Origin of the sequence: Ramlibacter pinisoli (assembly GCF_009758015.1) — a bacterium.
GTDB lineage: Bacteria > Pseudomonadota > Gammaproteobacteria > Burkholderiales > Burkholderiaceae_C > Ramlibacter > Ramlibacter pinisoli.
On the sequence record NZ_WSEL01000003.1, the window covers coordinates 2,436,581 to 2,448,980 of the forward strand.

The 12,400-nt window shown below is 66.4% G+C and carries 9 protein-coding genes and 1 tRNA gene; all 10 read right to left on the reverse strand.

The features are described 5' to 3' along the window. Nucleotides 1–66: 66 nt before the first annotated feature. A complete protein-coding gene (gene rpoC, locus GON04_RS13070; protein WP_157398271.1) occupies nucleotides 67–4,293 on the reverse strand; it encodes a DNA-directed RNA polymerase subunit beta' in 4,227 nt (1,408 codons plus the stop codon). 19 nt (nucleotides 4,294–4,312) lie between these two features. Next, entirely contained in the window at nucleotides 4,313–8,425 is a 4,113-nt protein-coding gene (gene rpoB / locus GON04_RS13075; protein WP_157398272.1) for a DNA-directed RNA polymerase subunit beta, read from the reverse strand. Nucleotides 8,426–8,708: 283 nt separating this feature from the next. Continuing rightward, a complete protein-coding gene (rplL, locus tag GON04_RS13080) occupies nucleotides 8,709–9,089 on the reverse strand; it encodes a 50S ribosomal protein L7/L12 (protein ID WP_157398273.1) in 381 nt (126 codons plus the stop codon). 36 nt (nucleotides 9,090–9,125) lie between these two features. Further along, nucleotides 9,126–9,638 carry a 50S ribosomal protein L10 gene (gene rplJ, locus GON04_RS13085; protein ID WP_157398274.1) on the reverse strand — a complete coding sequence of 171 codons (513 nt, stop codon included), beginning with the start codon at nucleotides 9,636–9,638 and terminating at the stop codon, nucleotides 9,126–9,128. Between the two features lie 244 nt (nucleotides 9,639–9,882). Beyond that, nucleotides 9,883–10,584, reverse strand: coding sequence for a 50S ribosomal protein L1 (rplA, locus tag GON04_RS13090; protein ID WP_157398275.1), 702 nt, complete (start codon nucleotides 10,582–10,584; stop codon nucleotides 9,883–9,885). Continuing rightward, nucleotides 10,585–11,016, reverse strand: a complete 432-nt coding sequence (gene rplK / locus GON04_RS13095; RefSeq protein ID WP_157398276.1) for a 50S ribosomal protein L11 — start codon at nucleotides 11,014–11,016, stop codon at nucleotides 10,585–10,587. A 155-nt stretch (nucleotides 11,017–11,171) separates the two neighbouring features. After that, nucleotides 11,172–11,768 carry a transcription termination/antitermination protein NusG gene (gene nusG, locus GON04_RS13100; protein WP_157398277.1) on the reverse strand — a complete coding sequence of 199 codons (597 nt, stop codon included), beginning with the start codon at nucleotides 11,766–11,768 and terminating at the stop codon, nucleotides 11,172–11,174. Beyond that, a complete protein-coding gene (gene secE / locus GON04_RS13105; RefSeq protein WP_157398278.1) occupies nucleotides 11,769–12,152 on the reverse strand; it encodes a preprotein translocase subunit SecE in 384 nt (127 codons plus the stop codon). It lies immediately after the preceding gene. Between the two features lie 95 nt (nucleotides 12,153–12,247). After that, nucleotides 12,248–12,323 (reverse strand) — tRNA-Trp (locus tag GON04_RS13110). Nucleotides 12,324–12,329: 6 nt separating this feature from the next. Then, complete coding sequence (locus GON04_RS27265; protein WP_370530052.1) at nucleotides 12,330–12,398, reverse strand: EF-Tu C-terminal domain-related protein; 69 nt, start codon at nucleotides 12,396–12,398, stop codon at nucleotides 12,330–12,332. Between the last annotated feature and the right edge of the window lie 2 nt (nucleotides 12,399–12,400).

Genomic DNA, 12,400 nt, shown 5'->3' on the forward strand with positions numbered 1-12,400 from the left:
GCATGTGAAAACGCCCCGCCCCCGGGGAACCGGGAGCGGGGCGCCTAGTTTAGTGAAGCGCGGCGGTTACTCGCCGGCAGCACCTTCCGTGGTCTCGGGCACCGTGGCGTCGGCCGTGACGCCGGCCAGTTCGGCCGCCTCGGACTCGGCGATGGCGCGGCGCTCGGCCTCGTCCATCTGGTCCTTGGCCTTGCGTGCCTGGTGGTAGGCCATGCCGGTGCCCGCGGGGATCAGGCGGCCGACGATGACGTTCTCCTTCAGCCCGCGCAGCTCGTCGCGCTTGCCCATGATGGCCGCCTCGGTCAGCACCCGCGTGGTTTCCTGGAAGGAGGCCGCGGAGATGAACGAGTCGGTCGACAGCGAGGCCTTGGTGATGCCCAGCAGCAGGTTGCTGTAGGTCGCCGGGATCTTGTCGTCGGACCGCAGCGCGTCGTTGGTGTCCAGCATCTCGGAGCGCTCGACCTGCTCGCCGCCGATGTAGCCCGACTCGCCCGCGTTCTCGACCACGACGCGACGCAGCATCTGGCGAACGATCACCTCGATGTGCTTGTCGTTGATCTTCACGCCCTGGAGGCGGTAGACGTCCTGGACCTCGTCGACGATATAGCGGGCCAGCTCCTCCATTCCCAGCAGGCGCAGGATGTCCTGCGGGTCGGCCGGGCCGTCGACCACCGTCTCGCCCTTGTTCACCACCTGGCCCTCGTGCACCAGGATGTTCTTTTCCTTCGGCACGAGTTCTTCCCAGACCTTGCCGTCCGGATCGGTGATCTGCAGGCGGATCTTGCCCTTGGTCTCCTTGCCGAACGACACGGTGCCGGTGACCTCGGCCAGCACGCCCTTGTCCTTGGGCGAGCGGGCTTCGAACAGCTCGGCCACGCGCGGCAGGCCGCCCGTGATGTCGCGGGTCTTCTGGCCTTCGATCGGGATGCGCGCCAGCACCTCGCCCGGGGCGACGTCCTGGCCATCGCGCACCTGGATCAGCGCGCCGACCTGGAAGCCGATGGTCACCGAGTGGTCGGTGCCGGGGATCTTGATCTCGCCGCCGCTGGCGTCGATCAGCTTGACCTGCGGGCGCACCACCTTGGCCGAGCCGCGGCGCTTCGGGTCGATCACCACCAGCGTCGACAGGCCGGTGACCTCGTCGACCTGCTTGGCGACCGTCAGGCCCTCTTCCACGTTCTCGAACCTCACCTTGCCGGCGAATTCCGTGATGATGGGTCGGGTCAGCGGGTCCCAGTTGGCCAGGATGGCGCCGGCCTTGACCGACTGGTCGGCCTTGACCGCCAGCGTGGCGCCGTACGGCAGCTTGTGGCGCTCGCGCTCGCGGCCGTGCTCGTCATGGATGACGATCTCGCCGGAACGTGCGATGACGACCAGTTCGCCCTTGCCGTTGGTCACGTAGCGCATCGTGCTGTTGAAGCCGATCACGCCGTTGGACTTGGCTTCCACGCTCGACGCGATGGCAGCGCGCGAGGCGGCGCCACCGATGTGGAACGTGCGCATGGTCAGCTGCGTGCCGGGCTCGCCGATCGACTGGGCGGCGATCACGCCGACCGCCTCGCCGACGTTGACCAGGCCACCGCGGCCCAGGTCGCGGCCGTAGCACTTGGCGCACAGGCCGAAGCGGGTGGCGCAGGTGAGCGCGGTGCGCACCTTGACCTCGTCGACGCCGGCGCCTTCGAGCTCCTCGATCGTGTCCTCGTCCAGCATGTTGCCGGCCGGCACGATGACGTCGCGCGACTCGGGGTGCAGCACGTCCTCGGCCGCGGTGCGACCCAGGATGCGGTCGCGCAGCGATTCGATGACCTCGCCGCCCTCGACGATGGCGCGCATCAGCGAGCCGTCGGAGGTGCCGCAGTCGACCTCGGTGACGACCAGGTCCTGGGTCACGTCGACCAGGCGGCGCGTCAGGTAGCCCGAGTTCGCGGTCTTCAGCGCCGTGTCCGCCAGGCCCTTGCGGGCGCCGTGGGTGGAGATGAAGTACTGCAGCACGTTCAGGCCTTCGCGGAAGTTGGCCGTGATCGGGGTCTCGATGATCGAGCCGTCCGGCTTGGCCATCAGGCCGCGCATGCCCGCCAGCTGGCGGATCTGGGCGGCCGAGCCGCGGGCACCGGAGTCGGCCATCATGTAGATGGAGTTGAACGACTCCTGGTCCACTTCCTTGCCGTGGCGGTCGGTGGTCTTTTCCTTGGCCAGCTGGGCCATCATGACCTTGGACACCTCGTCACCCGACTTGCCCCAGATGTCCACCACCTTGTTGTAGCGCTCGCCGGCGGTGACCAGGCCCGAGACGTACTGCTGCTCGATCTCCTTCACCTCCTTCTCGGCGCGGGCGATGATGTCGGCCTTCTGCGGCGGCACCAGCATGTCGTCGATGGCGATCGAGATGCCGGCCTTGGTGGCCAGGCGGAAGCCGTTCTGCAGCAGCTTGTCGGCGAAGACCACGGTCTCCTTCAGGCCGCACTTGCGGAAGCTGGCGTTGATCAGGCGCGAGATTTCCTTCTTCTTCAGCGCCTTGTTCAGGTTCGAGAACGGCAGCCCCTTGGGCAGGATCTCGGACAGCAGCGCACGGCCGACGGTGGTGTCGACCAGGCTGGTGGACGGCACGAACTCGCCGCTGGCCTTGTCCTTGTTCCACTCGGTCAGGCGCACCGCGACCTTGGCGGTCAGCTCGACCTGGTTGGCGTCCAGCGCGCGCTGCACCTCGCCCACGTCGGCGAAGATCATGCCCTCGCCCCTGGCGTTGGTGCGCTCGCGGGTGGTGTAGTACAGGCCCAGCACCACGTCCTGCGACGGCACGATGGACGGCTCGCCGTTGGCCGGGAACAGCACGTTGTTGGAGGCCAGCATCAGCGTGCGGGCTTCCATCTGCGCTTCCACCGACAGCGGGACGTGCACGGCCATCTGGTCGCCGTCGAAGTCGGCGTTGAAGGCCGCGCACACCAGCGGGTGCAGCTGGATCGCCTTGCCCTCGATGAGGATCGGCTCGAAGGCCTGGATGCCCAGGCGGTGCAGCGTCGGGGCCCGGTTCAGCATGACCGGGTGCTCCTTGATCACCTCTTCCAGGATGTCCCAGACCACCGGCGTGCCGGACTCGACTTCCTTCTTGGCCGCCTTGATGGTGGTGGCGATGCCCATCGCCTCCAGGCGCGAGAAGATGAAGGGCTTGAACAGCTCCAGCGCCATCAGCTTGGGCAGGCCGCACTGGTGCAGCTTGAGGGTCGGGCCCACGGTGATGACCGAGCGGCCCGAGTAGTCGACGCGCTTGCCCAGCAGGTTCTGGCGGAAGCGGCCGCTCTTGCCCTTGATCATGTCAGCCAGCGACTTCAGCGCGCGCTTGTTGGCGCCGGTCATGGCCTTGCCGCGGCGGCCGTTGTCCAGCAGGCTGTCGACGGCCTCCTGCAGCATCCGCTTCTCGTTGCGAGCGATGATTTCCGGAGCCTTGAGCTCCAGCAGGCGGCGCAGGCGCGAGTTGCGGTTGATGACGCGGCGGTACAGGTCGTTCAGGTCGGAGGTCGCGAAGCGGCCGCCGTCCAGCGGCACCAGCGGACGCAGGTCCGGCGGCAGCACGGGCAGCACGTCCATGACCATCCAGTTGGGCTTGATGCCCGACTTCTTGAACGCCTCCAGGACCTTCAGGCGCTTGGCGTTCTTCTTGACCTTGACTTCCGAGCCGGTCAGGTCGCCGCGCAGCTTCTCGATCTCGATGTCGATGTCGATGCCTTCGAGCAGGTCCTTGATGCCCTCGGCGCCCATCTTGGCGATGTACTCGTCACCGTATTCCTTGCGCTTGGCGTCGTAGTCGTCCTCGGACATGATGCTGAATTTCTTCAGCGGGGTCATGCCGGGGTCGGTGACCACGTAGGCCTCGAAGTACAGCACGCGCTCGATGTCGCGCAGCGTCATGTCGAGCACCAGGCCCAGGCGCGACGGCAGCGACTTCAGGAACCAGATGTGCGCGCAGGGCGCGGCCAGGTCGATGTGGCCCATGCGCTCGCGGCGCACCTTGGTCTGGGTCACTTCCACGCCGCACTTCTCGCAGATCACGCCGCGGTGCTTCAGGCGCTTGTACTTGCCGCACAGGCACTCGTAGTCCTTGATCGGGCCGAAGATCTTGGCGCAGAACAGGCCGTCGCGCTCGGGCTTGAACGTGCGGTAGTTGATGGTTTCCGGCTTCTTCACCTCACCGAACGACCACGAACGGATCTTCTCCGGCGAGGCGATGCCGATGCGGATGGCATCGAAATGCTCGTCCGGGGTGAATTGCTTGAACAGGTCGAGTAGCGATTTCATTGACTCAATCCCTTCCTAATTAAGACCGCTCGAGTTCCATGTCGAGACCCAGCGAGCGGATCTCCTTGACAAGGACGTTGAACGATTCCGGCATGCCGGCCTCGATGGCGTGCTCGCCCTTGACGATGGACTCGTACACCTTGGTGCGGCCCTGGACGTCGTCGGACTTGACGGTGAGCATTTCCTGCAGCGTGTAGGAGGCGCCGTAGGCTTCCAGCGCCCACACTTCCATCTCGCCGAAGCGCTGGCCGCCGAACTGCGCCTTGCCGCCCAGCGGCTGCTGGGTGACCAGGCTGTACGGGCCGGTGGAGCGGGCGTGCATCTTGTCGTCCACCAGGTGGTGGAGCTTGAGCACGTGCATGTAGCCCACGGTGACCGGGCGCTCGAACTGGTCGCCGGTGCGGCCGTCGTACAGGTGCGCCTGGGTGCGGGTGGCGGTCAGGCCCTTGACCCGCATCACGTCCTCGGGGAACGCCAGCTGCAGCATGTTGCGGATTTCCTGCTCCGAGGCGCCGTCGAACACCGGGGTGGCGAACGGCACGCCCTTGGCGAGCTCGCCGGCCATCTCCAGCACCTCGCCGTCGGACAGCTTGGACAGGTCTTCGCGGTGGCCGGACTTGTTGTACAGCTCCTCGAGGAACTTGCGCAGCTCGGCCTGCTTGGCCTCGGCCTGCAGCAGGTTGCCGATGCGCTGGCCGATGCCCTTGGCGGCCCAGCCCAGGTGCACTTCCAGCACCTGGCCCACGTTCATGCGCGAGGGCACGCCCAGCGGGTTGAGCACGATGTCGCACGGCGTGCCGTCGGCCATGTAGGGCATGTCCTCGACCGGGACGATCTTGGAGACCACGCCCTTGTTGCCGTGGCGGCCGGCCATCTTGTCGCCGGGCTGCAGGCGGCGCTTGACGGCCAGGTAGACCTTGACCATCTTCAGCACGCCGGCCGGCAGCTCGTCGCCCTGGGTCAGCTTCTTGCGCTTTTCCTCGAACGCGAGGTCGAAGTTGTGGCGCTGCTGCTCGATCGAGTTCTTGATCGACTCGAGCTGCGAGGCCACATCGTCCTCGGCCGGGCGGACGTCGAACCAGTGGTACTTCTCGATCGAGGCCAGGTAGGCCTTGTCGATCTTGGTGCCCTTGGCCAGCTTCTGCGGGCCGCCGTTGGCGATGCGGCCGTTCAGCAGCTTCTCGATGCGGTCGAAGGCGTCGGCCTCGACGATGCGCAGCTGGTCGTTCAGGTCCAGGCGGAAGCGCTTGAGCTCGTCGTCGATGATCTGCTGGGCGCGCTTGTCGCGCTGGATGCCCTCGCGGGTGAACACCTGCACGTCGATGACGGTGCCCTGCGAGCCCTGGTCGACGCGCAGCGAGGTGTCCTTCACGTCGGAGGCCTTCTCGCCGAAGATCGCGCGCAGCAGCTTCTCCTCCGGCGTCAGCGTGGTCTCGCCCTTGGGCGTGACCTTGCCCACCAGCGTGTCGCCCGGCATGACCTCGGCGCCCACGTAGATGATGCCGCTCTCGTCCAGGCGGTTGAGCTGCTGCTCCGACAGGTTCGGAATGTCGCGGGTGATTTCCTCGGCGCCCAGCTTGGTGTCGCGCGCCATCACCACCAGTTCCTCGATGTGGATCGAGGTGTAGCGGTCGTCGGCCACCACGCGCTCGCTGATCAGGATCGAGTCCTCGAAGTTGTAGCCGTTCCAGGGCATGAACGCGACCAGCATGTTCTGGCCCAGCGCCAGCTCGCCCAGGTCGGTCGAGGCGCCGTCGGCCACCACGTCGCCCTTGGCGATGATGTCGCCGCGCTTGACGATGGGACGCTGGTGGATGTTCGTGTTCTGGTTGGAACGCTGGTACTTGATCAGGTTGTAGATGTCCACCCCGACCTCGCCGGCCTGCGCCTCGGCGTCGTTCACCCGCACTACGATGCGGGTGGCGTCGACGTAGTCGACCACGCCGCCGCGGCTGGCCGTGACGACGGTGCCGGAGTCGACCGCGGAGACGCGCTCGATCCCGGTGCCAACGAAGGCCTTCTCGGGGCGCAGCACCGGCACCGCCTGGCGCTGCATGTTGGCGCCCATCAGCGCGCGGTTGGCGTCGTCGTGCTCCAGGAACGGCACCAGCGAGGCGGCCACCGAGACGATCTGCGCCGGCGACACGTCCATGTACTGGATGCGATCGGCCGAGACCAGGATGGATTCGCCGCGTTCGCGCGCCGACACCAGGTCGCCGGTCAGGCGCCCTTCGGCGTCCAGCGTGGCGTTGGCCTGGGCGATGACGTACTTGCCTTCCTCGATGGCCGACAGGTAGTCGATCTCGTCGGTGACCTTGGCGTCGTGCACGCGGCGGTACGGCGTCTCGATGAAGCCGTACTCGTTCAGGCGGGCGTACAGGGCCAGCGAGTTGATCAGGCCGATGTTCGGGCCTTCCGGCGTCTCGATCGGGCAGACCCGGCCGTAATGGGTGACGTGCACGTCGCGCACCTCGAAGCCGGCGCGCTCGCGGGTCAGGCCGCCCGGGCCCAGGGCCGAGACGCGGCGCTTGTGCGTGATCTCGGACAGCGGGTTGGTCTGGTCCATGAACTGCGACAGCTGCGACGCACCGAAGAACTCCTTCAGGGCCGCGGAGATCGGCTTGGAGTTGATCAGGTCGTGCGGCATCAGCGGCTCTTGCTCGGCCTGGCCGAGGCGCTCCTTGACGGCCTTCTCGATGCGCGCCAGGCCGGTGCGGTACTGGTTCTCGGCCAGCTCGCCGACGCAGCGCACGCGGCGGTTGCCCAGGTGGTCGATGTCGTCGACTTCACCGCGGCCGTTGCGCAGGTCGACCAGGATCTTGACGACGGCGAGGATGTCCTCGTTGGTCAGCACCATCGGGCCGGTGCTCTCGTCGCGGCCGACCTTGGCGTTGAACTTCATCCGGCCCACGCGCGACAGGTCGTAGGTGTCCGGGTTGTAGAACAGGCGCTGGAACAGGGCCTGCACCGCGTCCTCGGTCGGCGGCTCGCCGGGGCGCATCATGCGGTAGATGGCGACGCGGGCGGCGAACTCGTCGACCGTCTCGTCGATGCGCAGCGTCTGGCTGATGTACGGGCCCTGGTCGAGCTCGTTGGTGTAGATGACCTGCAGGTCCTGCACGCCGGCGGTGCGCAGCTTCTTGAGCAGCGCCTCGGTCAGTTCGTCGTTGGCCTTGGCGATGATCTCGCCGGTATCCTGGTCGACGATGTTGCGGGCCACCACGCGGCCGATGAGGAAGTCTTCCGGCACGCTGATGTGCGTGGTGCCGGTGGTCTCGAGGTCACGGGTGTGGCGGGCGGTGACGCGCTTGTCCTTGGCGACCACGACCTTGCCGGACTTGTCGGTGATGTCGAAGCGGGCCACTTCTCCGCGCAGGCGCTCGGGCACGAATTCCATCTGCGCGCCGCTGTCCATCAGGCGGAAGTTGTCGTTGACGAAGAAGTTCGCCAGGATCGACTCGGGCGTCAGGCCGATGGCCTTGAGCAGGATGGTGACCGGCATCTTGCGGCGACGGTCGACGCGGAAGTACAGCACGTCCTTGGGATCGAACTCGAAGTCGAGCCAGGAGCCGCGGTACGGGATGATGCGGGCGCTGAACAGCAACTTGCCCGAGCTGTGCGTCTTGCCCTTGTCGTGCTCGAAGAACACGCCCGGCGAGCGGTGCAGCTGCGACACGATCACGCGCTCGGTGCCGTTGATGATGAAGGAGCCCTTGTCGGTCATCAGGGGCACCTCGCCCATGTAGACCTCCTGCTCCTTGACTTCCTTGACCACCTTGCTCTGCGGCGTGGACGACTCGCGGTCGTAGATGATCAGCTGCACCTTGGCGCGCACGGCCGAGGCGAAGGTCAGGCCGCGGGTCTGGCACTCGCGCACGTCGAAGGCGGGCTTGGCCAGGTTGTATTCGATGAACTTCATCTCGACAAACCCGTTGTGCGAGACGATGGGGAAGGCGGCGTCGAAGGCAGCCTGGAGGCCCTCGACGGTGCGCTTGCCCGGGGCGGCGTCAGCCTGCAGGAAGGCGGTGTAGGCGTCCTTCTGCATCTGCAGCAGGTACGGCACCTCGAGGACGCTGTCGCGTTTGCCGAAACTCTTGCGGATGCGCTTGCGTTCGGTATAGGAATAGGCCATGAGATCTCCGGGCTATGAGCTCTTGCGCAACTGACGCGCCGCACCCCGGGCGCGAGGGGCGGCGTTGCTTGGCGGGTTGGCCACTACCAACCATGGCGGACGGCCGTGCATTGCACACGGCCCGAACCAAGGTCTCTTCTGCAGTCGGGTCAGAAGACACTCGAAAACACTGGGGGGAACCGCGTATTGTCCCAGTGCTTTCGGGTGCTTTCAGGGCACGCCGCTAGAAGCACCAAAGGCTGGAGGCCCTTTCGGGCACTCCAGCCTCCGTGCGAAGGAAGGCTTACTTGAGCTCGACCTTGGCGCCGGCGTCTTCCAGCTTCTTCTTGGCCGCCTCGGCGTCGGCCTTGGCGATGGCCTCCTTGACGGCCTTGGGAGCGCCGTCGACCAGGTCCTTGGCTTCCTTCAGGCCCAGGCCGGTGATCTCGCGCACGGCCTTGATGACCGACACCTTGTTGGCGCCGGCTTCCAGCAGCATCACGGTGAACTCGGTCTTCTCTTCTGCGGCCGGGGCGGCGGCGCCACCGGCACCACCGGCGGCCGGGGCGGCCATGGCGGCGGCGGACACGCCGAACTTCTCTTCGATCGCCTTGACCAGCTCGTTGAGTTCCATGACCGACATGCTGTCCAGCGCGGTCAGGAATGCGTCTTTGTCGAATGCCATTTTTGATTTCCTAAGGTTGGGTTGACAGGCCGGCGCTCAAGCGGCGGCTGCTTCGGTCGTTGCTTCGCCTTTTTTGGCCGCCAGCGCACCCAGCACCACGGCGGTGCGGGAGATCGGCGACATCAACAGCCCGCACAGCTGGGCCAGCAGCACTTCCCGGGTCGGGATGCTGGCCAGCTGCTTCACGCCGTTGACGTCCAGGGCCTTGCCGCCGTAGGCGCCGCCGCGGATGACCAGCTTGTCGTTGGTCTTCGCGAAATCGGCCACCACCTTGGCGGCGGCCACAGCGTCCACGGAGAAGCCGTAGATCAGCGGACCGGTCATCTGGTCGCCGACCACTTCGAAGGCGCTGCCGGCCACAGCACGGCGGGCCAGGGTGTTCTTCAGAACACTCAGGCTGACGCCCTTGCTGCGCGCGTCGTTGCGCAGTTTCGTCATGTCGGCGACCGTGATGCCGCGGTATTCCGCCATCACCAGCGTTTGAGCTTTAGCGGCGAGCCCGGTCACTTCTTCGATGACCGCTTGCTTCTCACTGCGATTCAGACTCAAGGTCTACTCCTTCCAATGTGCCGTCGGGTCTGCACCCTGCGGCACGCCTAGTTGCAGCGACCAACCTCGAGGAAACCTGGGTTCCATCTCGGCGGGATCGCCATCTGCGCTGGCGCCGGCCTTGCGGCCGCAATTAAGCGCATCGCTGCGCGCCAGCGGTCTCGGATGGCCTGGCGGCCCGGTTCGCACCGGCCCGCCAGCCCACCACACCGGCCCACCCTTGCGGGGCGGGCCGGAATCTCTCTCAGCCCTGCGCGACGAGCGACTGCAGGTCGACCCGGACGCCCACGCCCATGGTCGAGGACACGGCCACCTTGCGCAGGTAGACGCCCTTGCTCGAGGCCGGCTTGGCCTTGTTCAGCGCGTCGATCAGCGCCGCTAGGTTGCCCTGCAGCTTGTCGGCGTCGAACGAGCGGCGGCCGATCGTGCCGTGGATGATGCCGGCCTTGTCGACGCGGAACTGCACCTGGCCGGCCTTGGCGTTCTTCACCGCCGTGGCGACGTCCGGGGTCACGGTGCCGACCTTGGGGTTGGGCATCAGGCCGCGCGGGCCCAGGATCTGGCCCAGCGTGCCGACCACGCGCATCGCGTCGGGGGCGGCGATCACCACGTCGAACGGCATGTCGCCGGCCTTGACTCGAGCGGCCAGGTCGTCCATGCCGACCACGTCGGCGCCGGCAGCCTTGGCTTCGTCGGCCTTGGCGCCCTGGGCGAACACGGCCACGCGCTTGGTCTTGCCGGTGCCGTTGGGCATGACGACGGCGCCACGCACCACCTGGTCGGACTTCTTGGCGTCGATGCCCAGCTGCACGGCCACGTCGATGGACTCATCGAACTTGGCGGTGGCGGCGTCCTTGACGATGGTCAGCGCCTCGGACAGGGCGTACAGCTTGTTGCTGTCGACCTTGCCCTGCAGGGCTTTCTGCTTCTTGGTCAGCTTGGCCATTTACACACCCTCCACGGTCACGCCCATCGACCGGGCGGAGCCGGCCAGGGTCTTGACGGCCGCATCGATGCTGGCCGCGTTCATGTCCTTCAGCTTGGTCTTGGCGATCTCCTCGAGCTGGGCCCGGGTGATCTTGCCGACCTTGTCGGTGTGCGGCTTGGCCGAGCCCTTGTCGAGCTTGATGGCCTTCTTGATCAAGGTGGTCGCCGGCGGCGTCTTGATGATGAAGGTGAAGCTCTTGTCGGCGTAGGCGGTGATCACCACCGGCAGTGGCAGGCCCGGCTCGACACCCTGGGTCTGGGCGTTGAACGCCTTGCAGAATTCCATGATGTTGAGGCCGCGCTGGCCCAGGGCCGGGCCGATGGGGGGCGACGGATTGGCCTTGCCAGCCGGCACTTGCAGCTTGACAAAACCGACGATTTTCTTCGCCATGGTTCAGTACTCCTTGCGGGTGATGACGCTTCGGTCGATGGCGACCTCGGCTCCCCGGGGTTGACGGCTCGGACTTGCACTTGGCCTGTCGCCGAGCCTGGAGGGCGGCAGGCTGCAGGAGGCGGCGCCGCAGCGGCCCGCCCCCGTGGTTCCGGTCAGGTCTTCTCGACCTGCGAGAACTCGAGCTCGACCGGCGTGGCGCGGCCGAAGATGGTGACCGACACGCGGACCTTGCTCTTCTCGTAGTTGACTTCTTCGACCGTGCCGTTGAAGTCGGTAAACGGGCCGTCCTTGACGCGCACGTACTCGCCCACCACGAACTCGACCTTGTGGCGCGGCTTCTCGACGCCCTCTTCCATCTGGCCCAGGATCTTGGCGACCTCGTCCTCGGAGATCGGGGCCGGGCGGTTCTTGGCGCCGCCGACGAAGCCGGTGACCTTGTTGGTGTGCTTGACCAGGTGCCAGGTGTCATCGTTCATGATCATCTGCACCAGCACGTAGCCCGGGTAGAAGCGGCGCTCGGAGGTGCGCTTCTGGCCGTTCTTGATCTCGACCACTTCCTCGGTGGGCACCAGGATCTCGCCGAACATGTCCTGCATGCCGGCGCGGGTGATGCGCTCGCGGATGTTGCGCTCGACGGCCTTTTCCATGCCCGAGTACGCGTGCACCACGTACCAGCGCAGGTCGGGGTTGACCGGCTTGGCGGGCGCCTGGTCGGCGGCGCCGCCCTGGGAGGTTTCGGTGTCGCTCATTTAATGCTTCCAGCCCAGGATCAGGTCGTAGAAGACCCATTCCAGTGTCTTGTCGGTCAGGAACAGGAACAGGGCCATGATGACCACGAAGCCGAAGACGTAGGCGGTCATCTGGATGGCCTCCTTGCGGCTCGGCCAGACGACCTTCTTGACTTCCTTCCAGGCGTCGCGGCCGAAGCCGGCGAATTCCTTGCCCGGCTCGGACGACATGAACACCACGAACGCCGCGGCCAGACCCACCAGCAGCGCGCCCCACTGGGCGATGGCGCCCTGGCGGCCGAGCAGGTAGAAGCCCACGAGGGCGGCGATCACCAGTGCGATCGCGCCACCGAGCTTGGCCTTGTCGGCGCCGGTGCTGACGGTCTCAACTTGCGAAGTGGCCATGACTGCCGTGTTCCTGCTTCCAAAAATGAACCGCCTTTACAGACGGTGAAGCCCGTCGCGCGGACGGGCTTGGTTCGGTCGGGCGCCACCTCAGGTGGCAGGGGCAGTAGGAATCGAACCTACAACCTTCGGTTTTGGAGACCGACGCTCTGCCAATTGAGCTATACCCCTAGACCTTTACTCCATGATCTTGGCGACAACGCCGGAGCCGACGGTCTTGCCGCCTTCGCGGATGGCGAAGCGCAGGC

Coding starts and splice junctions, on each gene's coding strand:
- rpoB (WP_157398272.1), bottom strand. CDS start 8,425: ATGGCCTATTCCTATACCGAACGCAAGCGCATCCGCAAGAGTTTCGGC.
- rplL (WP_157398273.1), bottom strand. CDS start 9,089: ATGGCATTCGACAAAGACGCATTCCTGACCGCGCTGGACAGCATGTCG.
- rpoC (WP_157398271.1), bottom strand. CDS start 4,293: ATGAAATCGCTACTCGACCTGTTCAAGCAATTCACCCCGGACGAGCAT.
- nusG (WP_157398277.1), bottom strand. CDS start 11,768: ATGAGCGACACCGAAACCTCCCAGGGCGGCGCCGCCGACCAGGCGCCC.
- secE (WP_157398278.1), bottom strand. CDS start 12,152: ATGGCCACTTCGCAAGTTGAGACCGTCAGCACCGGCGCCGACAAGGCC.
- rplK (WP_157398276.1), bottom strand. CDS start 11,016: ATGGCGAAGAAAATCGTCGGTTTTGTCAAGCTGCAAGTGCCGGCTGGC.
- rplA (WP_157398275.1), bottom strand. CDS start 10,584: ATGGCCAAGCTGACCAAGAAGCAGAAAGCCCTGCAGGGCAAGGTCGAC.